Annotated in this window: 22 protein-coding genes; 6 read left to right on the top strand and 16 right to left on the bottom strand. The window is 40.7% G+C overall.

Annotated features, from left to right (window positions below):
* Nucleotides 1–1,194, bottom strand: coding sequence for a chloramphenicol efflux transporter CxpE (gene cxpE / locus F902_RS15700; protein ID WP_005204905.1), 1,194 nt, complete (start codon nt 1,192–1,194; stop codon nt 1–3).
* A gap of 134 nt (nt 1,195–1,328) precedes the next feature.
* Between cxpE and purM the strand changes: the two genes are divergently transcribed.
* Together purM and purN are read left to right on the top strand one after the other, a co-directional pair.
* Complete coding sequence (gene purM, locus F902_RS15705) at nt 1,329–2,399, top strand: phosphoribosylformylglycinamidine cyclo-ligase (RefSeq protein ID WP_004805639.1); 1,071 nt, start codon at nt 1,329–1,331, stop codon at nt 2,397–2,399.
* Nucleotides 2,396–3,025 carry a phosphoribosylglycinamide formyltransferase gene (gene purN, locus F902_RS15710; RefSeq protein ID WP_171061089.1) on the top strand — a complete coding sequence of 210 codons (630 nt, stop codon included), beginning with the start codon at nt 2,396–2,398 and terminating at the stop codon, nt 3,023–3,025. The genes purM and purN overlap by 4 nt, the downstream gene beginning before the upstream one ends.
* A gap of 39 nt (nt 3,026–3,064) precedes the next feature.
* Here the strand turns inward: purN and F902_RS15715 are convergent, their stop codons facing one another.
* Nucleotides 3,065–3,856, bottom strand: a complete 792-nt coding sequence (locus F902_RS15715) for an alpha/beta fold hydrolase (RefSeq protein ID WP_005204909.1) — start codon at nt 3,854–3,856, stop codon at nt 3,065–3,067.
* Between the two features lie 161 nt (nt 3,857–4,017).
* On the bottom strand, nt 4,018–5,040 hold the full coding sequence (gene sppA / locus F902_RS15720) for a signal peptide peptidase SppA (RefSeq protein WP_005204911.1): 1,023 nt from the start codon (nt 5,038–5,040) through the stop codon (nt 4,018–4,020).
* Nucleotides 5,041–5,179: 139 nt separating this feature from the next.
* Between sppA and F902_RS15725 the strand changes: the two genes are divergently transcribed.
* Nucleotides 5,180–6,136, top strand: coding sequence for a lysophospholipid acyltransferase family protein (locus F902_RS15725; protein ID WP_005204913.1), 957 nt, complete (start codon nt 5,180–5,182; stop codon nt 6,134–6,136).
* Nucleotide 6,137: 1 nt separating this feature from the next.
* Here the strand turns inward: F902_RS15725 and F902_RS15730 are convergent, their stop codons facing one another.
* From F902_RS15730 to F902_RS15745, 4 genes are all read right to left on the bottom strand, one after another.
* On the bottom strand, nt 6,138–8,564 hold the full coding sequence (locus F902_RS15730) for a DNA internalization-related competence protein ComEC/Rec2 (RefSeq protein WP_005204915.1): 2,427 nt from the start codon (nt 8,562–8,564) through the stop codon (nt 6,138–6,140).
* 88 nt (nt 8,565–8,652) lie between these two features.
* The gene (locus F902_RS15735; RefSeq protein ID WP_005204917.1) at nt 8,653–9,888 is read right to left on the bottom strand and encodes a lipoprotein-releasing ABC transporter permease subunit; all 1,236 of its coding nucleotides are present in this window, start codon (nt 9,886–9,888) and stop codon (nt 8,653–8,655) included.
* On the bottom strand, nt 9,881–10,570 hold the full coding sequence (lolD, locus tag F902_RS15740; protein WP_004654642.1) for a lipoprotein-releasing ABC transporter ATP-binding protein LolD: 690 nt from the start codon (nt 10,568–10,570) through the stop codon (nt 9,881–9,883). The genes F902_RS15735 and lolD overlap by 8 nt, the downstream gene beginning before the upstream one ends.
* Nucleotides 10,563–11,798 carry a lipoprotein-releasing ABC transporter permease subunit gene (locus tag F902_RS15745; RefSeq protein ID WP_004805624.1) on the bottom strand — a complete coding sequence of 412 codons (1,236 nt, stop codon included), beginning with the start codon at nt 11,796–11,798 and terminating at the stop codon, nt 10,563–10,565. Before F902_RS15745 ends, lolD begins: the two co-directional genes overlap by 8 nt.
* Before the next feature lie 25 nt (nt 11,799–11,823).
* On the opposite strand from F902_RS15745, the gene F902_RS15750 reads away from it, so the two are divergent.
* On the top strand, nt 11,824–12,405 hold the full coding sequence (locus tag F902_RS15750) for a PilZ domain-containing protein (RefSeq protein WP_005204919.1): 582 nt from the start codon (nt 11,824–11,826) through the stop codon (nt 12,403–12,405).
* A gap of 12 nt (nt 12,406–12,417) precedes the next feature.
* On the opposite strand, the gene F902_RS15755 is transcribed toward F902_RS15750, so the two are convergent.
* A complete protein-coding gene (locus tag F902_RS15755) occupies nt 12,418–13,311 on the bottom strand; it encodes a DMT family transporter (protein ID WP_005204927.1) in 894 nt (297 codons plus the stop codon).
* A gap of 7 nt (nt 13,312–13,318) precedes the next feature.
* A complete protein-coding gene (locus F902_RS15760) occupies nt 13,319–13,789 on the bottom strand; it encodes a YaiI/YqxD family protein (protein ID WP_005204929.1) in 471 nt (156 codons plus the stop codon).
* A 234-nt stretch (nt 13,790–14,023) separates the two neighbouring features.
* On the opposite strand from F902_RS15760, the gene F902_RS15765 reads away from it, so the two are divergent.
* Complete coding sequence (locus tag F902_RS15765; RefSeq protein WP_005204932.1) at nt 14,024–14,962, top strand: hypothetical protein; 939 nt, start codon at nt 14,024–14,026, stop codon at nt 14,960–14,962.
* A gap of 126 nt (nt 14,963–15,088) precedes the next feature.
* Nucleotides 15,089–15,313, top strand: a complete 225-nt coding sequence (locus F902_RS15770) for a hypothetical protein (RefSeq protein WP_005204934.1) — start codon at nt 15,089–15,091, stop codon at nt 15,311–15,313.
* Between the two features lie 139 nt (nt 15,314–15,452).
* Here F902_RS15770 and F902_RS15775 read toward each other — a convergent pair whose 3' ends face one another.
* From F902_RS15775 to F902_RS15800, 7 genes are all read right to left on the bottom strand, one after another.
* Nucleotides 15,453–16,010, bottom strand: a complete 558-nt coding sequence (locus F902_RS15775; protein ID WP_017402108.1) for a lysozyme — start codon at nt 16,008–16,010, stop codon at nt 15,453–15,455.
* Nucleotides 16,000–16,383 (bottom strand): hypothetical protein, encoded by a 384-nt coding sequence (locus F902_RS15780; protein ID WP_005204940.1) that lies wholly within the window; start codon nt 16,381–16,383, stop codon nt 16,000–16,002. The genes F902_RS15775 and F902_RS15780 overlap by 11 nt, the downstream gene beginning before the upstream one ends.
* A gap of 74 nt (nt 16,384–16,457) precedes the next feature.
* Nucleotides 16,458–16,616 (bottom strand): hypothetical protein, encoded by a 159-nt coding sequence (locus tag F902_RS22710; protein WP_171067757.1) that lies wholly within the window; start codon nt 16,614–16,616, stop codon nt 16,458–16,460.
* Nucleotides 16,613–19,510, bottom strand: a complete 2,898-nt coding sequence (locus F902_RS15785) for an autotransporter outer membrane beta-barrel domain-containing protein (RefSeq protein WP_005204942.1) — start codon at nt 19,508–19,510, stop codon at nt 16,613–16,615. Before F902_RS15785 ends, F902_RS22710 begins: the two co-directional genes overlap by 4 nt.
* Before the next feature lie 10 nt (nt 19,511–19,520).
* Nucleotides 19,521–21,206, bottom strand: a complete 1,686-nt coding sequence (terL, locus tag F902_RS15790) for a phage terminase large subunit (RefSeq protein WP_005204944.1) — start codon at nt 21,204–21,206, stop codon at nt 19,521–19,523.
* On the bottom strand, nt 21,206–21,514 hold the full coding sequence (locus F902_RS15795) for a hypothetical protein (RefSeq protein WP_005204945.1): 309 nt from the start codon (nt 21,512–21,514) through the stop codon (nt 21,206–21,208). Before F902_RS15795 ends, terL begins: the two co-directional genes overlap by 1 nt.
* A 66-nt stretch (nt 21,515–21,580) precedes the next feature.
* Nucleotides 21,581–24,106 carry a hypothetical protein gene (locus F902_RS15800; protein ID WP_005204946.1) on the bottom strand — a complete coding sequence of 842 codons (2,526 nt, stop codon included), beginning with the start codon at nt 24,104–24,106 and terminating at the stop codon, nt 21,581–21,583.
* Nucleotide 24,107 lies beyond the last annotated feature (1 nt).

Genomic DNA, 24,107 nt, shown 5'->3' on the forward strand with positions numbered 1-24,107 from the left:
TTACTTTAAGTCATTCGAGTTTGAAGTCTCTGTATCTTGAGAGTTTTTAATTTGAATATCAAGCTCTACATCACCTGATTCAATATTTATATGTTGAGTTTCGCCTTCTACCAACACAACTTCTGTTGGTAATCCATATAAGCGGCTTTTTTCATAATTATCACGGGCATGTTTTAACAGCACAACGATGACAGCAGCCACAGGTAAGGCAATTAACATTCCAAGAAAACCACCCAGTTGTGCACCAGCCAATACAGCAAAAACAACGGCTACAGGAGATAAACCAATTTTATCTCCCAACAAGAATGGCTGAAGAATATAGCCTTCGACCATCTGTCCAATCATAAACACAACACCAACTAGAAGTAACTGCGTCCAGTCCAAACCAAACTGAAACAGTGTTGCGATTACGGCAGCAATAATCCCGACACCAAAGCCTAAATAAGGAATAATGCTTGCTAAACCAGCAATCATTCCAATAATCAAGCCAACCTCAAGACCAATCAGTTGTAGCCCAACAGCATAAACAATGCCTAACAGAAGCATGACAAGGAATTGGCCTTTGACAAAAGCACCTAATACACTATGACATTCACGAACGATGGTTAACGTGGAAGCTTCATAAGGACGTGGAATTAAACGTCTAAAGCTTTGCAGCATTCTTTCCCAATCAAGCAAAAAGTAGAATGAGATAATGGGAATTAAAATCACCACACCACCCAACTGAATAAAGTTCAATCCAGATTGGGCAACTCTTAATGCCATGGTTTGAATACTGTCAGCACTGTAGTTGGTCTGGATATAATCCATAAAAGCTTTAGTAATCTGCTCAGTATCAATTTCCATCGGCACCACATTAAAAGTATGTGATACCCAAGGTAAGAAGGTCGCATTAATCCAATGAATTCCCGCAGGAATACTATCCCGCGCATACATCAATTGCTTCCAAATCAATGGTACTAGGAACCATAAAACCATGGTCAAAGTCACACCAATACCAATAAATACGATGCTGATTGCGAGCCAACGGGGCAATTTAATTTTGACAAGAACATCCACAAGCGGGCTAAACAAGTAGGCAATGAAAAAAGCACCTACAAAAGGAATCACAATGGGCTTTAATAGATAGAGCACCCAAAGGAGTAATGCGAGCCCAACGAGGATAAAGATACGACGTAGTACCTGATCTTGCATAAAATCTAGCCTTTTTTCGTGTAATCGTTATAAATGGAAAAAAATTTTAATTAAAGATAGCATTTTCGAGCATAAATAACATAAGAGTTTCGTATATTCAGGTTATAATCTGCCGCCACTGCGGAGACTTCACTATGAGCAACTCAACTTCTACCCCAAATACTGGTTTAAGCTATAAAGATGCTGGCGTCGACATTGAAGCGGGAGACGCATTGGTCGATCGTATCAAATCTGTCGCTAAACGCACCACTCGTCCTGAAGTAATGGGCGGTCTTGGTGGTTTCGGTGCCCTATGCAAAATTCCAAAAGGTTATGAAGAACCTGTTTTAGTATCAGGAACAGATGGTGTAGGGACTAAATTACGTTTAGCACTAAACCTCAACCGTCATGACACGATTGGTCAAGATCTCGTTGCAATGTGTGTAAACGACTTACTTGTTTGTGGTGCTGAGCCATTATTCTTCCTCGACTACTATGCGACTGGTCATTTAAATGTTGATGTTGCAGCAGATGTCGTAACAGGTATTGGTAAAGGTTGCGAACTTGCTGGTTGTGCATTGGTCGGTGGTGAAACTGCTGAAATGCCAGGTATGTATGAAGGTGAAGATTACGATCTTGCTGGTTTTGCTGTTGGTGTGGTTGAGCACAGCAAAATTATCGATGGAACTAAAGTGAAATCTGGTGACGTACTTCTTGGTGTAGCATCTAGTGGTGCACACTCAAATGGTTACTCATTATTGCGTAAAATTTTAGATGTTAAGAATGTAGACTTAACTCAAATCGTCGATGGTCGTCCACTTGCCGACGTAGCAATGGAACCAACACGCATCTATGTAAAACCAGTACTTGAACTTTGCAAACAAGTTGATGTTCATGCAATGGCACATATCACTGGCGGTGGCTTACCGGGTAACTTACCACGTGTACTTCCAAATGGTGCTCAAGCTGTCATTGATGAATCAAGCTGGGAATGGTCTGAATTATTCCAGTTGTTACAACGTGAAGGCAACGTAGAACGCTTTGAAATGTACCGCACATTTAACTGTGGCGTAGGTATGGTGATTGCAGTTGATGCAAGCGAGGCGGACAAAGCCATTGATCTCTTAAATGCTCAAGGCGAAAAAGCATGGAAAATTGGTTATATCCAAGAAAATGCTGAATCAGTTGAAGGCGCAGACGAAAAAATTCGCGTGATCTTTGCATAATGAGAATTGCTGTCCTTGTCTCTGGCAACGGTAGCAACTTACAGGCCCTGATCGATGCAAATCTTTCAGGGCAAATCATTGGTGTCTTATCCAACAAAGCTGATGCTTATGCATTACAACGTGCCAAAGATGCCAATATTGCGACCGCTGTTATTTCACATAAAGATTATCCAAATCGCGAAAGCTTCGATGACGCCATGCATCAGCAATTGTTGGCATGGCAAGTTGACCTCGTGATCCTTGCTGGTTTTATGCGGATTTTAACACCAAGTTTTGTTAGCAAATGGCAAGGCAAAATGTTAAATATCCATCCTTCTCTGCTGCCTTTCTACAAAGGTGTGAATACACATCAACGTGTATTAAATACAGGTGATCGTTTGCATGGTTGTACCGTCCATTTTGTCACAGCCGAACTAGATGCTGGACAAAGTATTGCGCAATCGGCAATTCAAGTTGGTTTGCAGGATTCGGTAACAAGCTTGGCGCAACGTGTGCATGAACTTGAGCATTTTATCTATCCTCAAGTTGCACAATGGTTCTGTACAGGTCAACTGACCTGGCAAAATGGTCAAGCCTATTTCAATCAGAAACCTTTAGAACGGCCAATTCAGTTTGCACAATTCTAAAAAAAACAAAAACGCATCCTAGGATGCGTTTTTATTGATTTAAACCACTAAACTTTTAATTTTCTCTACTGTTTCCATCGGATGCTCTAATGGGAACATATGTCCACCATCGACAACAGAAAAAGGAATACCCAATTTCTTTTTCGCCACTTGCGGAAACTTTTCTTTTAAGAAAATACTGTCTTGCCCCACAACCAAATGTACAGGTACAGGAGGTTTTGGCATCGGTAACCACCACATGGATGGCGTAGTCCTAAACATTGCCACTTCATCCTCTTTCGCAATAGTCAATGTGACACCACCATTTTGTGGATCATCGGTCAGGGCATAGTCGATATAAGCTTGAAAGCAATCTGGATCAAAGTGCTGATAAAAACCTCTCGAACCTAGCAACTCCGCTGCTTGCTCACGCGACTCCCAATGATCACGACGACGCACAGACAAACCAGCTGGGGTGATTTTATCCACTAATTTAGGTTTAAAGATTTTAGCAAGATGAAAAACAAAAGAGGCCTTACCAATAATGAGTGGTGGATCAAGCATGATGACTTGTGAAAACAACTCTGGACGACGATAAGCAGCCATCAGTGTCAAAACTGAACCCAAGGAATGTCCCAAGCCAATCACTTTACGCCCTTGCGCTTGCTGTACAATGCTATCAATAATCTGATCGACCAAGTGTGTCCAGCCATGGGTAATTGGATAGCGCTTGTCATTTCCTATCTCGGCAACATAAATAATGTCGTATTGATCTTTTAATTGATCAAACAGCTTTTGATAAACTTTAGATGGAACACCATTAGCATGGGCAAAATGAATCAAAGGTTTCATAAGCTTGTCTTTTATTTTCACTGATTGGTCAATTATCCTGCTCTACATATGTATTGCAAATTAAAAGGATAACTGTCCAGTTATTTTTAGCATAAAAAAGGCTGTGGTATACACAGCCTCCTTAAAATCAACATAGCGCTTTGATCAAAGCCTATCAACTATTATTGTATTTTCGCGTTTTGCTGAGTTTCTAGCTGTGCCGCAAGAGAACTACTAATGCCTGCACCAAGCTGTGCCCCCATACGCCCTAGAATTGATTCTAACGGATTACGTTGTACCGTATAATCCACTTTTTGCTCAATCTTCAGATCACGCATCAATGTCGTCAAACTACCACTACGGTCAGCAACACCTAAAGCAACAGCCTGTTCACCTGTCCAGAACAATCCAGAGAAAATAGCTGGATCATTTGACTTCAAACGTTTACCACGCCCTTCTTTCACTGCATTGATAAAGTGAGTATGCACATTATCAAGCACCGACTGCACATGCTGTTTCTGTGCTGGATCAAGTGGCTTGGTCATACTTAAAATATCTTTATTACTACCCGCAGTCAGAGTACGGTCTTCGATGCCTAACTTCTGCGCCAATCCACTCAAACCATAATTCGGCATAATCACACCGATCGAACCCACTAAGCTAGATGGATTGACAATGATTTCATCTGCTGCTGAGGCAATATAATATGCACCTGATGCACCCATATCACCAATCACCGCATAAACTTTTTTATCTGGATGCTGTTTTTTCAAGTAACGGATTTCTTGCCAAATTTCATCAGACTGTACTGGTGAACCACCAGGTGAATTAATATTCAAAGCAATGGCCTTACTTCCACTCGCCTCAAATGCACGTTTTAATGCTTTGTTGGTATCCTCACTATTCACAGTAGACTGGCCAGCAGATGAATCGATGGTTCCCACAATATCAACAACAGCCAAGTGATTGCTGCTGATACTGGTGGTTGCTTTATCTGATGACGAGGTACAGCTCTTGGTCATTGCCAATAATACAATCAGCAAATATGCAAAACCCAAGCATTTAAAAAAGATGCTCCAACGGCGGCTACGACGTTGTTCTTCCACAGAAGCAAGAACAGCTTTTTCTAAAATTTGCCATTCTTTGCCTGTCACATTATTACTATTTGTAGATTCATTTTGTGGTTTTGGTGGCCAATCGGACATAAGATTCCAATCCAATATATTTTAAAAAGTGACTTTATTATATACGCGGATTTGAGTAAAACTGTTTAAATAACTTGTCTTAACTTATAATTATTTTTTGCTTTATACTTTCCTTTGTAATTTTTCTAATTTTGAATACATGACCCAGCCCAAATCAAACAATTCAAGTTATCGTCTTATCAAGCTTGTTAGTCATCAGCCACTCCAATTGGGACGGTTTTTTGCACGCTTGGTTGCAGCCTTAGTCAATACATTCCCGCTGTCTAAGCTTTCAAAAATTATCAGCTTGAATATACAAATTGCTTTTCCTGAAATGGAACAACAACAAAGACAAAAACTCACCAAACAAGCAATACAAAACGAACTGACCTCTTATTTCGAGTTTTTGAGTATTTGGGGTTCAACAAATGAAAAAAATATCAAGAGCATCCATCGCATTCAGGGTGAACATTATTTCCATGAAGCTGTTGCAGAAAAGAAAGGGTTGGTATTAGTCGTTCCTCATTTTGGTACATGGGAAGTCATGAACGCATGGTTATCACAATACACCCAAATGACGATCCTCTATAAACCAGTTAAAAATCCCGATGCTGACCAGTTTGTCCGTGATGCACGTAGTCGTGAACAAGCCCATTTAGTTCCTACCGATGAAAGTGGCGTCAGACAGATTTTTAAGGCCTTGAAACAAGGCGGAACTACAGCGATTTTACCTGACCACACCCCTGATCACGGCGGGGACATGATCAACTATTTTGGTATTCCGCTTGCCTCCAGTAGCCTCAGTGCCAAACTGATTCAAAAAACCAAGGCCAAGGCCCTCCTCATCTATACAAAAAGAAATGATCAAGATGGCTTTGATATGTATGTCGAACCGATCAATCCTCAAATCTATGAAGGTAATGCCGAAGATGGCACGTTAATTATCCATCAAACTTTAGAACAACTGATTCGACGTTATCCAGAACATTATCACTGGAGCTACAAACGTTTTCGCGCTAATCCCGCTTTAAAAAAAATCTACGATATTGATGAAACTGAAGCGTTGCTAAAAGTGGCTGAAGTTCGTCAACAAACGCAGCAAAATAAAGAAGCTTAGACTATTCTCGCTGTAGCCACTTCCATTGCTGTCTTTGTTGCTTTAATTCAGTAACACCATTATTAAATATAAAACTTAAACTGCCTGACTGTGCTGTATTCAGCAAAGGAATATTTAAGGATTGAAGACGACTTTGTAATTCTTGGCTTGGATGGCCATAACGATTATCGAACCCAGCTGAGGCAATCGCTAATTTAGGGTTTAATGTCGCTAAAAAATCATAGGCAGAGCTATGCTTACTGCCATGATGCCCTAAAACTAGAACATCTACTTTTAAATCAGGATAGTGCTGCAATAGCTTATATTCGGTTTCCCACCCCGCATCCCCCATAATCAGAAAATTTTGATACGGTTGTGCATTCAGGAATTGTAAATAAACGACACAAGACTGCTCATTTTGCTGGTATGTGGCAACAGCCAAGCCCTCTTGATCGGGTGATAAAATTTCTATTTTTAGATTTGAATATGACCAAGTCTGACCTTGTTGGCACAATGAGAAATTATTTTTAAATGGCATTTTTTCATTGCGGTCATTGGACTGCACTTGAGTGATTGCAAAAGCATTTTGAATTGCTGTAAATGCACCGCTATGATCTTGATCCAGATGAGACAAAATCACATGATCCAATGCCCGTATCCCTTGCTGCCTTAAAAAAGGAATGATGACGCGCTCGCCCAAACTAAACCTAGTTTCATCATATGACCCACCCGTATCAATCATTAGACTCAGTTCTGGATGCTGTAAAAATATGGCCTGTCCCTGTCCGACATCAAGAATAGTAAATACCGTTGATTGGACTTTTATCCCAAGAAAAATCGGTAAAAAGCACACCAGCGACCAGATCTTGGGGACTGTGCCTCTTGGCAGAAATAGAATGACGATACCAATAATAAAACCCAACATCATCAAGGGAGTGTAACTGACACCATATAACTCAGGTGAAATGCGCTGTAGGCTATTGAGTAGCCATAACAAAATAGCCAGTAATCCATCACTCAACTGAAATAGTAGTTGCCCAAGCGTAGGAATCAACAACCAAATACATGCTGCGATAATCCCTAAAGGCACCACTACGCCACTAAGCAATGGGATGGCAATCAAATTACTGATCGGCACAAGCCATGAAATCTGCTGAAAGAAAATAAGTACCAAAGGCAGTAATGCAATGAAGATTTTCCATTGCGACTCAATCAGAAGCTTCACCGCTAGAAGTAGTTTTTGAGTCGTTGTGATGACTTGTTCTTGAGGTACATCCCTAATCGTTTGATAGATGCGCAGCAGAATAAAGCACGCCCCATAGGACAACCAAAATGCAGCAGACAAAATACTGAATGGATCAAAGATCAGCAATAAACTTGCGCTATAAATCAATAATGCAAATGGTTGAATCGACTGTCTAAACCTTAGAAAAATGCTGGCAATAATTACGGTTAATAAAGTTCGCAATGCAGGAATTTCAAAACCGACAAAGGCCACATACAACAGTACACTGAATCCAAAAGGCAACAGTACTAACACCTGTCGTGGTTGCCATAAATATAATTTTGGCGCATAACGCTGAACCATGCACTTTAATACCCAAGTCAGCATCAGCGCAAAAACCAAGACATGTGGCCCAGAGATTGCCAATAAATGTGAAAGACCTAATTGTTGGAATTGTTGCTTTAAACGATTTGATAACAAGCTTTCGTCACCAGTCAGCAAAGCCAATAACAACCCTTTGTGCTGTAGCGTACTCGCTTGTAACATTTCACGGAATGACAAGCGCAGTATTTCAACATTGAGCAAAAATTTTTCTTGTAGGGTCTGTTGTTGCTTAAGATGCTGGTGGTAGCCCAAACGATAGATCTGATCCTGACTTAAAGACTGGATGTCGCTGACCTGATAAGCAGACATGATATTTTGTTGTAAAAACCATTTTTCCTGATCAAATGCACCTGCGACAGCATAGCTATGTGCAGGTTTTATCCTCCCAGATAGACGATAATAATGACCTAATTGCAACTCTTGCTGCTGAACAATTAGATTATTTTGTTGTTTTATATAAAGTACCCAATCAACGGGCTGTGTGTGCCGATTAAGTACTTCTGCGATTTGTTTCTGCCCATCGTCGCTTAACTCGTCAATCTTTTTGATATATATAATGGCTTCAAAAGGCTGCACTTCAATTTCTTTGAGTTTTAGCCGTTGCTGCAAGGCTGAATCTGCATAATAAAAACCTGTACAGAACAAGGCCCAACTGACACTACATAAGAGTAACAACCTATAGGCAAGAGATTCAGAATATAACGTTCTTTTATATAGACCCAGACCAAATATCACGGCTGCTAATGTTAGCCAAATCCACCAAGTTTGTGCGGCAAAGCTAAAATCATGTCCCATCAGGGCAATACCAGCAATCCAGCTGATTAAAACAATTTTCAACATTTCTTAAAATTAGATTTAGTTTTTCTAAAGACAAAATTAAAGCCCGTTTTCAGGGCTTTAACAAGAGGTCTAATTCAATATTTATGCACTATTCATAACGTAATGCTTCCGCAGGTTGAACTTTAGCTGCACGTAATGCCGGATAAATTGTAGCGAGTAGGCTTAACAGGAGTGAGACACTCACAACAAGTAAGACATCTTGCCAGCGTAAATAGGAAGGCAGATAATGCACAAAATACGCATCGAGTAGATTCAAGCCAAAGGTGGTATTGATCCATGACACAATATTACCAATGCTTAAAGATAAAATAATGCCTAAAACAGTCCCTAAACCCGTTCCAATCACACCAATAATCGTACCCTGCACCATAAAAATTTGGGTAATCAATAAGGGGGACGCCCCTAAAGTACGTAAGATTGCGATATCTGACTTTTTATCCGTGACCAGCATCATCAAAGATGAAATGATATTAAAAGTCGCCACGATAATAATCAGTAAAAGCAATAATCCCACCATATTTTTTGCCATTTGAATGGCGCTAAATAAATTACCTTGGGTATATGTCCAATTGGAAGCATAAAAATTACTTGGTAATTTTTTGATAATGCTCTCAGAAATTTCTGGTGCGGCAAAAATATCATCCAGCTTTAAACGTATGCCCTGCGCACCATCTGGTAAGCGTAATAAAGTTGATGCATCATTGAGTGCGATATATCCCACCATCGAATCGACTTGAGTCCCGATTTTGAATATTCCAACCACTTCAAAACGTTTAAATCGCGGCACAACCCCTGCCGATGAACTGGTCGCCTCTGGTAAAACCAGGGTCACAGGATCGTTAAGTTTAAGTCCCAAACTATCTGCTAAATCTTGTCCCAATACGATTCCATATTTCCCTTTTTTCAGCGCATCTAGACTGCCTGCTTTCATATAGTCATGAACAATAGAGACTTGTTTTTCATATGCTGGCTCAATCCCCGAGATCGAAATCCCAGTCACTTGACCATGTGCAGTTAGCATCCCTTGTAACTGGGTATAAGGCGCAACTGCAACAACATGAGGCTGTTTAGCGATATCTTTCGCCAGACCATCCCAATTGGTCATAATTTGTGTTGAGGCAATGGTCGCTTGTGGCACAATGCCTAAAATACGGTTTTTTAATTCCCGGTCAAAACCATTAATCACAGATAAAACTGTAATCAGTACCGCCACACCCAAAGTGAGACCAATCATGGTCATCAACGAAATAAAAGACACCAGACGGCTTTTTTTTCTCGCTTGTGTATATTTCAGCCCAATATAAAATGAAATGGGTTTAAACATGCTCACCCACCCATATACCATCTTGCATATGCAAAATTGAATCTGCTGACTGTGCCAATTGCTCATCATGGGTCACGATCAACATCGCCATGTTGAGCTCTTTTTTCAAATCGGTGAGCAATTCAAAAATATTGAGTGCTGTTTTACGATCCAGATTTCCTGTTGGTTCATCTGCCAACACCACAGCGGGCTTGGTCACCAATGCACGAGCCAACGCCACACGTTGGCGTTCACCACCCGACAATTCGCCTGGTTTATGATCCATACGATGGGATAGACCTACTCGATCCAGTAAATATTCAGCCTGCTTTTTCACGTCCTTAAAGTTGCTTTCTCTGCGCAACATTAATGGCATAGCCACATTTTCTAGAGCTGAAAATTCAGGGAGTAAATGATGGAACTGATAAACGAAACCAAGGTATTGATTACGCTTGTAGCCACGCTCCGCCTCGCCTAAATTATCAAAGCGTTGGCCTTGTAAAAATACTTGTCCTTGTGAAGGTTGCTCCAAGCCACCTAACACATGCAATAAGGTACTTTTACCTGAACCACTTGAACCCACAATTGAAACAAACTCGCCCGCATTGACTTGAAGAGATAAGCCTTTGATCACTTCAACTTTACTTTTGCCATCATCGAAATGCTTAAAGATATTTTTTGATTCTAGAACGATCTTACTCATAACGTAATGCCTCAGCTGGTTGCGTTTTCGCTGCACGAATAGCGGGGTAAATTGTTGCTAAAAAACTGATAGATAAAGATGCTGTCACAACAATCAGTACATCTTGCCAGCGTAAATAGGAAGGCAAATAGCCAATCACATAACCACTAAATAAATTCAGTCCAAAGGTATGATTTAACCAGCTCACCAAATCGCTGATGGTTAATGCAAAACTGCTACCTAAAATCACCCCGATCACAGTACCCACAACACCAATGATGGTGCCCTGTACAATAAAAACAGACGTGATAAATCTTGGAGAGGCGCCTAAAGTACGCAGAATTGCGATATCCGCCTTTTTATCGGTGACCACCATCACCAATGAAGATACGATATTAAATGCTGCCACCACAATAATCAGAAATAACAGCAAACCGACTAGGTTCTTTTCCATTTTTACTGCGCTGAATAAACTCCCATGCGTTTCCTTCCAGCTTGTTGCATAAAAATTATCAGGTAATTGTTTAACAATCTGGTTAACTACTTCGGGAGCAGCAAAAATATCATCCACTTTAAGGCGTACACCTTGTGCACCATCAGGTAAACGCAATAAAGTAGAAGCATCATTCAAGGCGATATAACCGACCATTGAATCTACTTCTGCACCGACACTAAAAATCCCCACGATTTTAAAACGTTTAAAACGAGGTACCACACCTGCGGGTGACGGTGTCGCTTCAGGCAACACCAAAGTCACACTGTCATTTAAGCCAAGGCCGAGTGCATCGGTCATATCCTTGCCGAGGACAATCCCAAACTCGCCTTTTTTTAATGCATTTAAATCACCTGAAACCATGTGGTTCTGGATAATCGAAACCTTCTTTTCATATTCAGGATCAATCCCCGTCACCATAATGCCTGCAACTTGACCTTGCCCAGTTAACATCCCTTGCAATTGAGTAAAAGGTGCAGCACCAGTGACATGCGGATGCTTCTCAACTTTTTTTACAAGCTCAGGCCAATCTGTTAGAATTTGAGTAGAAGAAACAGTGGCTTGTGGAACCATTCCAAGGACACGATTTTTTAATTCACGATCGAAACCATTCATAACAGATAGCACTGTAATGAGGACAGCGACACCAAGCGTCAAGCCGATCATGGAAACTAAAGCGACAAAAGAAATAAAATGATTACTCCGCTGAGCACGAGTGTATCTCAACCCTATATACAGCGAAATTGGCTTAAACATACCATCTAGTCCGAGGTGATTTATTATGGAAAATTCACAACATCATCTTGTTGACGACAACACTGAACGTCGAGTGATGTCTCGTATTGATGCTGTGTTGAGAATCAACTATCAAATCATTCCAGATGATGTTGCGTTGAATGACCCGTATGATTCCCATTTCGTTTTGCCACGCTATTTTCTACTACTTGCAGAATTAGATCAATTTGATCATGCGTTTCGCTACGAATTAGAACAATTAAATGAAAAAGATCAACAAATTGCTCGCATCTTATCCCTTTTTAACCAAAAATTGAATCTGATTACAGGCTCTTTTTATGACAATATCGTGCAATCCTTATTGCCCGTTCCTGAACAAGTAAATTTTTCGGAGAATGGTTTAAGTTTTTATAGTTCGCAAGATATTATTGAAGGCACATATATCCATATCACCCTGAGCCACCCAGAAAATTTCTTCCATATTGCGGCAACAGCACAAGTGGCACATAGCACAGCAGACGAACAAGGCAAGTTCCGTATAGGCGCGTATTTCATTACTTTAAATCCACAAGATCGCGCTAAATTAGCGGCCAGTATTCAACAAACACAACAAACGGAAAGTAATTAATTCCCACATTTTTTAGATTTTTAAACGGCGATATGCTCTTAAATCTTTAAAGAAATACAGGAGTAGCCCAAATAGAATAATACTCGCTCCAATAAAGACCTGAGCAGACAATTGTTCGTGATTCAGGTATGCCCCGATCAAGATCGCCAACATTGGTGTCATCACCGTTGTTAATGACAATGTGGTTGCTTTTAGATTTTGCACCAATTTAAAGTAGCAGAACATGGCGATCAACGATGCCATAATCACCGTATAAGCCAATGCCAATAACGATTTGGCTGATGGGAAATGTGTTGGGACATATTGCCAGATCCACGGGATTAACATGGTTGCCAATATTGTTGAAACCAGAATTGAACCCGTTGCCTGTGCCATGACAGGCAAATCTGCATTAATCTTCTTCACTAGAAAAATTGACAATGAATAAGAAAAAACACTGATCAGCATTAAAATAATACCAATCGGCTGCACATGTTGCTGACTGCCACTTAAGCAAATCATGGCTAAGCCCACAATTGACGTTGCCATGCCCAACCACTGCAATCCCGCCAGTTTTTGCTGAAAGCCAAAACACCCAATCAATCCCGCCATAATCGGTGCCAAACCAAACATCAAGGCAATCAAACCTGAACTCAAATATGCCGTTGCGGCATAGGTAAAGATCTGTGAACCAATCAGACTCAATGCTCCGGCACTATAACTCAACCAAGCTGTTTTATGCGTCGGAAACTCAACCTTTAAAAGCAGAACAAAGGTGACAGCCAAGGGTAAGGCAATAAAAAAGCGGATCACCAATGCCCACATCGGATGTAGGTCGGAGACGCTCCATACAATCGCTAAAGGTGTAGTTGCCCAAATAAAGACTAATAGCCCATAAGTAAGCATGAGGTTAATACGTGATGGCATAACCGACTCAAGAAGCTGTCTTACGTTTCTGTTTTAAAATGGTCTGATCCAGTGAACTTGAGAACTCTCGCTTGTCTCGTTCTGAGATCGGAGGTGGCCCACCGGTTTGAACTCCTGCACCACGTAAAGTATCCATAAAATCTCGCAAATGCAGACGCGCTTTCACATTGGCTGTGGTATAGATTTCACCACGTGGATGAATCGCAATCCCACCCTTTTCAATCACTTGTGCTGCAAGAGGTATGTCCTGTGTAATGACAATGTCATTTTCTTGCATCCGATCTACAATCTCTTGGTCGGCCTTATCGGCGCCACTCATCACTTGAATGGATTTAATCCGCAGTGACGGCGTAATCCCAACATTTTGATTGGCAACAAAAACAACCTCAAGTTGATAACGATCAGATGCACGTAGAATCACTTCACGTAAAATTTTAGGCAAAGCATCAGCATCTACCCACAATTTGAATGGCAGCACGTTGGCAAAAGCTCATCAAAGTAAAAAAATATAGTGTAACAGATTACTGGAAAAGTAGAATTAAGATCATCTAACTATTCACATCGCTAATTCTGGGCCGACACACTGAAGCAGCATATTGATATTTCGAGCTAAAAATTAAATTAATTGTAGAGAATTACAGATTCAGACTTGAAATATGACAGTTACCCTCGATTTAATAGAGTAAGTTCAATCTTTTTAGCATTACGCTTTATGAAAAATCAAAACAGTCCAGAAATCATTAAAATTCAAGATCAAAATTTCGGTAATCATGTCGAGCATTGGAACTTACTGACAGATACTCCCGAAACAGATGTTCCCAAATGGTTAGGATTGGCTCTTGATGCACCAGTAATGCCGATGGGCCTCTGTCAGGACGAGCATGAGATGGATCAATCATTCTGGTTGATTCAGGGTCCGAGTGGCGAAGCTGTTTCGATTAATCAAATTATTGCGGTTGAAGATCAAAAACCTCGTGCATTGAAAACAGCATTTCCAAGTTTTGATAGCCCATATAAATATGATGCACAAATCGAGCGAATTATTACCTGCGATTCTTCAACTCAGGCAGTATTACGTTTGAACTTAAATAAAAATACCATTATTTATGCATTCGATAATTTATTCAGTGTAAATAGCTGTCAATATGACAAGAATCAAACCTATCAAGTTCAATTTAATGCTTGGGCATATGAATTAGAAACGGTTTCGGCTGATGAGAAAATCATTGTTGATGACCCTGCTTCAATTAAGCATCACCGCGCATTAAATGCGATTTTGACAGAGCATAATGGAATTGCCCCAGATAATTTACAAGAATTGATTAATGACTGGCAACCAAAAACACCAGAAGATCAAGAACCTGTCACTGTCGACTTTTCTAAAATGGTAGCTTACTTATTTGGTGAAACATTAGGTCAAGAAGATGAGGCTTGGTTCCAAGGTAATATTGTCGGCAAAACTTCTATGCAGTTTATGCAAGAACAATATACCCTTTATGATGTGACACTGGTATTAGAAGATGATTTACCTGCAATCTTGATTCGTATTGCAACCAAGAATGAATTGTATAAAAACTTTAACATTGGACAATATATTCGCGGTAACCTATGGATTCAGGCCAATATTTATGCTAAAACCCCTAGTGTTTAGATGTTTATGGATTAAATATCAATGCTTTATAAAAAATTAAAACATACTGAAATCCAAATATGTACACACTTATGTACACGGTAGATAAAAGCCCTCATTGGGCTTCTACTTTTTGGAGATTCTAAAATGCGCTACTTCTACATAAAGAAAGGCAAGCAATATTTGCATATACAGCAATCACTTTTTGAAGATTATCAAGACTATTCAGATATCAATGCAATGGTAACTCAGCAGTATGTCTTTTTAGATACCAAAGATGATGCAAAAAAGTTTTTAGAAAAAAGAGAAGCCAATAGATTTTTAGTGACGCTTGGAAGAAAGCTGAAAGGCGTTGAGGTTGTGAGGGAGTGAGCTTGCTAATGCTGTACACACTGCAAGCAAACCGAGATACTGACATTTGTTTTAATGGTGTGGGCTGCGCAGCTGGGCAAAACACAAGCAATAAAAACGCTCAGAATCAAAGTAGATAATGAGCGCTTACAATTGAATGTTACTTTTTTAGAAATAATTCAGCCTCCGCTGCACGGCGGTGAACCAAGCCTTTTAAAACCCTGCCTCCACCAATATTCCAAACTTTAAACTGATCAGCGGCTCCCGAATAATCACCAGCATTCAGCTTTTTAACCAATGTTGAAGTTTTAAAAGCTTTCTCGCCGATGTTATAGGCCAGTGATACAAGAGCATCAAACTGGTTTTGATTCACCACAACAGTTAAAGCACTGTTAACGGCATTTTCAAAGCGCTTTAAATCATGTGCAAAAAATGTCTTAGCTTGTTCCATAGTGCACACATCGCCCTTTTTGACTTTGACGCCGTTTGGATAAACTGTTGTACCTTTGCCAATGGTCCAAACACCAACCCCATCGTCATAGGCATTCAATCTTAAATCTTCAAAACTGGTAATTAGGTTAATACCTATTTGGCTGGTTGTCATGCTTGATCTAGTCACAAGATCATCTGCGGCCTTGTTTAACTGGTCAACTTGAGCTTGTGTAAGTTTACCGCCAGCCAATACGCGAGCAGCATCAAAAAATGGTTTACGATTCATGGTTTCCACCTTTTCCGCTGATAATGGCAACAAATGCAGATTTAACCTCTGCAATAACTTCAGATAGTGTTTTCCCTTTCAATAAAGCAATAGACTGATAAGCAATACCAATGAACAACAAGCCGAACACTGCAAACATCAGCATGATGAAGCCTTGAAACATTGTTGATGTGCTCAAATAGCCTTGATGCTCTATAAAAGCCGATCCACCATACAAGCTCACTGTGACACTACACACAAACTTTGTAATTACCCCAGCCGAAACCTGAATCTTACCGTTCTTATCAATATCGCCACTTAATACCAGCGCCAATATTGCCCCAATAACTGCTGGAAAAATCTTTAACACCCACGGGATAGCGTTCTCTTGCATAACAACCTCAATTTAATAGTAATAAAAAACCCTGACTCTATTAAAAATCAGGGTTAGTTCGGGTTGATTGGGTATTATTGATTGGCTTCAATATAGATCAAAATAGGGTCTTCATCTAATCCGCATATCACTTGGTATTCCGCAAGGCCGTCAGTGATCCAACAGATCTTCTGTTTTCTTGTGCCTAAATCCTGAATATATTCAGAAAGGATAGTAAAATCTTCGTACTTCACAGGATGTTCCCCTTCAGTAATGTTGAGATAGTTACAGCGCCGCCTGTTTGATTTGCAACATAGATATTGCCATCTGTATGCGTTGATACAATTAAATTACCTGGGGTTCCGTTTGATCCATCTAGCACCCCTGTAGTCACTGAAAAATTTGCATGCCCACTTATTTTAGAAGTGCTCGCGCTTGAGCCCGCTCGCAAATAAGCCTTGCCTGCAATTGCATTTACTGAAGAGCCAAAAACCTCTATTTCACCGAATACATAACCGTAAGCCGCATTCTTTTGATATGTGATTACCCCACCGTTCGCAAGAGTTGTATATGTTGTTGCAATTGCGCCATTTACTTGAGCTGATTGCCCGGATCCGAAACCATTACCCGAACTGCCAGTTGCAATGACTACGTTATTCGGTCCATAGTTACCTTCAGTGTAAGAGCCGTTTGCTACAACAGTTGAGAGGTTTTGAATATTTACACCATTTGTTCCATTCTTGGATGCATAGCAATTTCGTGTAGAAATGTGTGCATTATCTAAAGCATAAAGTCCAATTACGGAATTACCTGTAGTACAGGCTGCGAATAAATAAGCCTGTGATGCACTTACCACAATTCCAGAACGCCCCGCTTTTGCTCCAGTTGCCCAAGCCTGACCTGCTTCAACCATTGAGCCAGTAAATGACATTTGGTGGTTTTTATTACAAGCTGTTAAATTTCGAGAATAACGGCCACTACCACCATTTTGAGTATTAATGCCATTTCCACCATTAGAAATTGTGAAGCCGTCAGCGAATTGCCCACCAGAGTTGTTAACAATCATCAAACCATGACTTGCGTTACCATAAGCAAAACCAGAATCACAATAAAACCCGGCCCCCGAATCAGTACGCATTCCCTGAAGTCTATTACCAATCAAGCGTACTTCAGATAATCTGCAATAATTACCTGACAGCATAAGTCCAATGCCATTTGATCCAGCAACAATTGAGCCTCGAAGATACCCGGAACCACCGTCGCCAAAGTTTAATGCGTGTGAAGTAGAACCAATGAAGTGTGCATAAGGTGCATGTAGATGTGAGCCATTAAAACCCCAAGCACAATTATTAAAACCGGTCACTGAAAAGTTCTGACCGCAAATTAATCTAGACTGTATTGCTTCGTATCCTGCATTAGTACCTTTTAGCAATAAGCCCGTTCCGCCCGAACCACCTTCAATTACAAGGTTGTCTAGTAGTTTGATATTTCCATCTTGCTCGCCAATCAAACCGCTGCCTGACGGATTGTTCTGCTTCAATACGGTTTTCATTACTTTTACAGTAGCACCCAACCAACCCTTAATTGGTGGTGCATATCCTTTGAAATATGGAGTAGTGATGTTCCCTAAAGAATCCCGAACCTCTGCTTGATACATATTCCAATTTTTAAGACGTACTGTGACGTTATTCCCTGCTTTAGCTAATACTTTCCAAGTCCCTTCATGTTGAATCATTGAGACTTTTAAAGCTGTATATTTTAGATTTGAAAGATTATGTGTTGTTACATCGATTGTTAGAGATGTATCACTGTTTATTGCGGTTACTTGAGCCATACAACCATTAAAAAGCAACACATCCCCTAAATTCACATCGCTTAAAAATACTGTACCTATGCCTGTTACAACACCATTTGAAATACTAATACTGCCCGAGCTTGCCTTGGTGAAATACCACCATTGGTATCGATTAGCGTCGGCATCGAAATCATCGCTACCCGACCCTGATTCAAATGCAGAAGCAATTGTGATGGTTCTTAGTGTGTCGTCAACTGATACTACTGCTCTAGTTTGACCTTTGTAGTGAATTAAATCGCCAATATCCAACCAATTACTTGGACGTGCATTATCGCTTGTACCGCTTAATGTAATAGTTGTGCCTGAAACAGAAGCATTACCCATCTTATTAAAGCCAACTGCTAACTCCCCCAATTGTGCTTTACGAATTGGAAGGGCTTCAAACCAAGTAGCTCCGCATATAACTTTATCTATTTTAAGATAATCGCCAACGCTTACATTACTTGCATCAGCTAATGCATAGGTCACATTCCACACTCCATCCCCTCCATTAGCACTAACAACACTATTGATAGTCGCTTGAATCGGGTCTGCACCTTTGACAGTTAATAAAGCATGGTCTTTTGTGTATTTAGCAATGTAATCTGAATTAAAAGTATATGTCGATGTCGGGATGTTTATTGTCGTGGGCGCACTAACAATTAGATTTTCCATTTTTGCTAAAAATGTTTGTACTTCTGAATTGCTAACAAGGCTGATTGCTGTAGGTTCACGAATCTCAATAATCTTATTCGTTAAAAGTCCGGCGATTAATGCATCTTTGAGCGTTGTTACTGTTGAGCTTAGAAATTCTTTAATAGTGATGTATTGGTCACTTAAATAGAACTTACCGTCATTATTGCGGCGCACAAGAGCTTCTATATATGCGCGTAATGCATCATCTCTAGCTTGACTTAAATGATCAAAATACAAATCAGCAGCAATTCTTTCTAAAATCTCTTTTGTGATTTTTAGATCAGCAAGCCAATCAGTCACCCCAAGTTCTTGAAGTTTTAACCAAATATTATCAAAATCATTATTTACTGCATCTGGCTTAAAACTATTATTAAATGTTTGATATTCAGTAGTTCTTTCTGTCTTGGTGTTTCTTAAAATTCTTACCACGTAATTATTTAATGGTGCGACCAAAAAGACCACTGAATTATCTACAAGCGACCATGAGCCGTATAGCGAATCATCATTCACAGTTACCAATAAATCACTTTGTTTTTCACACAAAAAATTCAATGGAAATACAGTGGTAGTTCCATTAGCTATATATTCCTTGAACGGTATCTGTTCTGGCACTGACATTGGGCCACTCCTAATTAAAATCCAAAGTGGCTTCAAAAACGCCACTGTCTGGCCTCCAATTAGGTGACTCAATAGATTCTATTCCGTTGTGTATCTTACCTACGCGCTCAGGTGCGGATACAATTGCACCAGAAAGCGAGTCCAAATAGTCATCTGGTTGACTCGATATAGCTGGATTCCATTCACGCATCTGTTTTACTTGCGCCGTGTCCTCTGTCTCCCCACCTTCTTTCTCAACCCAAAGAACAGATACATGTGCCCACAACATGCCCGATAACAAAGGCGACTCGATACCCTCTAAAATTCGCTTATTCTTATTCTCTGTGCTGTGTTTTTCTTCTACCACACATCTAATACGGCGTTTCTTCAATGCTCCTTTCAGCGAATCAGGCGCAAAGCCGCCGATCCCGTTTGTCTCGATAACAACTTTTGGTAGTTTAAATTCTTCGATAATGTCGCAAAGCTGCCAAACTTGACCACCTACAATCTCCCCACCTTCATTGGTAACTGTTACAGGGCCAGTAAGCGGAATTGCTCTATGCCAGTACTTATTGCCATATTCATCATGGAAAATAAGCGCCGTGGATGATATGTCGGATTTGAGCTTGCCTGAAGATGGGTCCCATCGGAACGATGCGCCTACAAGTCGGCGGTCGCCAAGAGTTAAAACATATTCTTTGTTTGCTCGTTTCAGCACTGGTTCACAGTCATAAGGGATAATTTTGTCAGGGTCTAAACGCACATCCCCAACAGGTTTAGCATGCATTTGATACTGTGAATCCCATTCATTTAGGGTTTTACACTCTCCGCGCCTAAACTCCATTTCCTCTTTTGTGAAACGTTCAGACCAAATACCTTCTGAATAAAAGTCTGTGATGTAGTGATCTTCAAGCAACGTAACTTGCCATTGATCACCAATCTTTTTACATAAATAATGGACGCCTTTTTCAAGGTACTTGGATCCAATTCCAATTCCGCAAAATGAATGAATCGGTTCAAAATCTAAATTAACAATTTGACCAGCTACACCGTTCTCTATGCGGCGCTCATGCTCAAACATTTTTAAAATAAACTTAACCACACCCCTTTCTTTTTTGATTTTTTCATAAAGGGAGTCGTATGTATGAGGTGTACCAATCCATAGCTTTCTGCCACCCGGTATTGCAATGTGTGTTTGTTCGCTAAGCTTCTTCGGAAGCTTCTCGCGTTGCTCTGGATTTGATGTTGTTTGCGGTGTCTCTACATCGTCGTTTTCAATAAGGTGTGCACGGTGGCCTGTTACACCCGACAAGATGCCTTTCGCCAACATTGTGCCGTAACGCACGTCCTTTGTTCCATTTACAAACCAGCGCTCAACCTCTCCTTGTTTGATCGCAACTGCATGGTTATTTGCACACAATGGATGACGAAGCAAAACATCACGGGTTCCTTTACTGCTTTTGTATGCATCTGCATCGGTTGTGCCTTGATGTAAGATTTGAGTACTAGGCCAGCAATAAATCACCCAAGCATTAAACACATCCAGAATTGTGGATTTAGAATGTCCACGCGGCATCATGAGCAATGCTGTGCGCCCATTCAAATAGAATTTCTCTAGGAAGATACAAACTTGAACGTGAAAGCCTGGTACTTTCCAGCCTTGCAGTTCTGCCCAAAGAATAAAAAATGCTAAAAAGCTTATCTTTGGTTTAGTCATTAACTGTATTTAGCTGCCAGTTTCGCGGCTTCTTCTTCGGCCTTTCTAATTAAATTCTGTTCGTGTTTTTCTTGGGTTTCTGGTGTAGCGCTGATTGGTAAAGTCTTACCCTCCTTGATTGCGATAATGCGCTCAAGTGCTGCCATTACAGCGGCTTGGTCTTTCACAATCTTGTACATAAACCCTTTATCGCCACGCTCTACTTTACTTTCTGTGCCGATTTTTAAGGCTACGCCTGCGGTTCCAATCATGTCGTCCGCTATTTTTTCGGATAGTTTCTTAATTCGTTCCGCTTGATCATCACGCATAAAAAAGCCCTCGCATAATTTTTAATAATGCAAAGGCTTAGGTATTGGTGGGTTGAGTGTTATTTATTATTGAACAACCCTTTCAAAATCTGGCGCTTGGATATCGTCAATATCATCTCCCCACCATTGGGTGCGCCCTTGTTGTCGTTGTGCTTTTCTTAAAAGTTTCTCTCTGTAACCCGGTGCGATACTATCTTGGATTTCGTCAAAGAATAACTTGTTTACAGCGGCTTTTGTGTACCATAAATTTTGTGCTGGAACTTTATTCTTAATCACCTTGAAAGCTTCGTTTGCTGCATTTGTGTCTTTACCGTCATACCACTGATTTAGATTTCCCACAGTCAAGCCTAAGGCGGTTTGTGCATCACCGCCAGCTGGGCCAGTCAGAAAATTAGCCACACCTTTTCCAGTTGGGTCTACACCAGCCGCAACAATATCCCCTAGAACCGACAAGCCACCACCTTGTACAACTGAGCGAGTAAAAAACTTAGTCGTGTTGCTTTGGTTGTCACTATCCCACATAACTTGAGGATCATTACCATTTGCCAATTCTTTGAGCTGTACAACCAAAGCACCGAGGATTGTAGTCATAAAGAATAACGACATTCCATAGGCCGCTTTTCCTTTCAGCCCATCTTGTGCCATTGTACGGCTACCATGACGCATAAGGAACGCCGCTGGGAATGACTTAAATTGAGTCATTGAACGCCAGATTTCTCCCATTGCTGTACCTTTCTTTGTACCAGCTGTAAGCCATGTGCGTTCTCGCAACCCAGCTTCAACAACTGCCATGCCTTGTTCATCTAAAATGTGGGTCTGGAACTGTGTTGCCACTTCGTCACGCACTTTTTTAGGATCACCAAAAGCAACCAGCTTGCTATCTGGTATTTCATAAATTGATCTGGCTGACATAAGCTTGTTTCCTTTCGGATCAACCACTGGAACAGCAAGACGCATCACCTCCCATGCACGTTCGCTTAACCCTGTGGCTTCCATGACCTCCCGATCTCGAATATCTAAATCATTCCATGCTTTTGATCGGCTAAGCTCGCCATATTTGGACATTAAAATTTTAGAAAAACCCGTTTTTGATGCAGCAGTTAAAGCATTCAAAAGTGAAATTCTCATGACTTGAGCTGCTATGCCATTTGAAACCTTAGCTATTTTTTCTGATTTTCCGTAAACCGAAGTCAGTCCATCGTCAGACCAGCGGTTAATAGAGCCCAGCATTTCTTCAGTTGCTAAACCTAAGCTTCGTGCTAGCTCTCTATCTTCTTTATTTTTCGGGTTAAATTGTGTGACCAACTCGCCAAAGGTTTTCCAGTATGAAATGCCATGCACTGAAGCCGTTTTAGCAATCATTGCTTGATCTGTAATAGAAGTTATAGTTGTGCCGCCAAGCATAGCTGCCACATTGATAGAGCGATATGCAAGCCCGAGATTTGCTAGCACTTGAGATTGCGGTGTATTGCCATTGGCAAACTCATCAAACATCATTGCAGCACGTTTTAAACTCTTATCAGCATCACTTGCCAAAATTCCGTTAGCTGTGTCTTTGTGCTTTGCTGCATCAGAAAGCACTTTCATAGCCATTCTAGGGTTACTTCCCAGCGATTCGACCATGGCAATGTCTTTTGACATTGATGTGATATGCGCCTCAATTAAGTCTGTAAATTGCATACCGCCATATTTGCCTTGATAGTCCATCCATGTGTCAGCATCTTTAAAATGCAAAACACGGCTTTCACTATGTTTGTTAGTTGTTTTTGATGTGCCTTGATGTGAAGCCTTTCCAACTTGGGTTTTATTAGCGCCGTCAGTAACAATCGTATCAAAGGCATAATTTAATAAATCTCTCACTTGATCATCTGTATAGAGCGAACCATCCTCATTGACGTACTTGTTACGATCAATACTTTGGGTTGCATCATCCACCCATTGTTGCTTCCCTGCTACCGCCATTTTTTCAGCGCTATGAGTTTGCGGAATCCCCCAATCATCTAGCTTTCCAATGTCGCCGCCGTTGCGATTGAACCGTTGACGCATTCCTTCAAAAACATCACCCATCTTGTCAGATATTTTTTTCGCAAGAGCATCACCAGAACTTTGACCAAAACGCTCTTGCACAACGTTACGCACTAAATTTTGATCTACAAATAACCCCAAACCGCCTTTAACATTTGTGAAAAAATCAACTAACTCACCACGGTAAATTGCTGCTATTGATCTGGCCTTAGAGCTTACAGATTGAACGCCAGACATATCGCCGTGTGCTGCAACCATACGGTCTACAACCTCACTTGCTGATAATGTCGGGTGATCTAGTGCAGCAATATTTTTATTCTGAGTTAGAACATCACTCACGGCTATTTCTTTCTTGCGTTGCAGCTGGGCCTTTATATCAATGGCAACTTGCGCGGCTGCTTCACGTAGTTTTTCAGCATCACTTAAATTGTGCCAACGTGCCCGATCTTTACGCGCAATATTCTTTTTAGCTTCAATCACGCGCTGTTCAATATTGCGGATTTCTTGCTGGTTTAATGTTGCTTTGCCTAATGCCTGCGCTACCGCTTGAATGCATTGCTGTTTCATT

This window comes from Acinetobacter higginsii (genome assembly GCF_000369525.1).
Lineage (GTDB): Bacteria > Pseudomonadota > Gammaproteobacteria > Pseudomonadales > Moraxellaceae > Acinetobacter > Acinetobacter higginsii.

Coding starts and splice junctions, on each gene's coding strand:
- cxpE (WP_005204905.1), bottom strand. CDS start 1,194: ATGCAAGATCAGGTACTACGTCGTATCTTTATCCTCGTTGGGCTCGCA.
- purM (WP_004805639.1), top strand. CDS start 1,329: ATGAGCAACTCAACTTCTACCCCAAATACTGGTTTAAGCTATAAAGAT.
- F902_RS15715 (WP_005204909.1), bottom strand. CDS start 3,856: ATGAAACCTTTGATTCATTTTGCCCATGCTAATGGTGTTCCATCTAAA.
- sppA (WP_005204911.1), bottom strand. CDS start 5,040: ATGTCCGATTGGCCACCAAAACCACAAAATGAATCTACAAATAGTAAT.
- F902_RS15725 (WP_005204913.1), top strand. CDS start 5,180: ATGACCCAGCCCAAATCAAACAATTCAAGTTATCGTCTTATCAAGCTT.
- F902_RS15730 (WP_005204915.1), bottom strand. CDS start 8,564: ATGTTGAAAATTGTTTTAATCAGCTGGATTGCTGGTATTGCCCTGATG.
- F902_RS15735 (WP_005204917.1), bottom strand. CDS start 9,888: ATGTTTAAACCCATTTCATTTTATATTGGGCTGAAATATACACAAGCG.
- lolD (WP_004654642.1), bottom strand. CDS start 10,570: ATGAGTAAGATCGTTCTAGAATCAAAAAATATCTTTAAGCATTTCGAT.
- F902_RS15745 (WP_004805624.1), bottom strand. CDS start 11,798: ATGTTTAAGCCAATTTCGCTGTATATAGGGTTGAGATACACTCGTGCT.
- F902_RS15750 (WP_005204919.1), top strand. CDS start 11,824: ATGGAAAATTCACAACATCATCTTGTTGACGACAACACTGAACGTCGA.
- F902_RS15755 (WP_005204927.1), bottom strand. CDS start 13,311: ATGCCATCACGTATTAACCTCATGCTTACTTATGGGCTATTAGTCTTT.
- F902_RS15765 (WP_005204932.1), top strand. CDS start 14,024: ATGAAAAATCAAAACAGTCCAGAAATCATTAAAATTCAAGATCAAAAT.
- F902_RS15770 (WP_005204934.1), top strand. CDS start 15,089: ATGCGCTACTTCTACATAAAGAAAGGCAAGCAATATTTGCATATACAG.
- F902_RS15775 (WP_017402108.1), bottom strand. CDS start 16,010: ATGAATCGTAAACCATTTTTTGATGCTGCTCGCGTATTGGCTGGCGGT.
- F902_RS15780 (WP_005204940.1), bottom strand. CDS start 16,383: ATGCAAGAGAACGCTATCCCGTGGGTGTTAAAGATTTTTCCAGCAGTT.
- F902_RS15785 (WP_005204942.1), bottom strand. CDS start 19,510: ATGTCAGTGCCAGAACAGATACCGTTCAAGGAATATATAGCTAATGGA.
- terL (WP_005204944.1), bottom strand. CDS start 21,206: ATGACTAAACCAAAGATAAGCTTTTTAGCATTTTTTATTCTTTGGGCA.
- F902_RS15795 (WP_005204945.1), bottom strand. CDS start 21,514: ATGCGTGATGATCAAGCGGAACGAATTAAGAAACTATCCGAAAAAATA.
- F902_RS15800 (WP_005204946.1), bottom strand. CDS start 24,106: ATGAAACAGCAATGCATTCAAGCGGTAGCGCAGGCATTAGGCAAAGCA.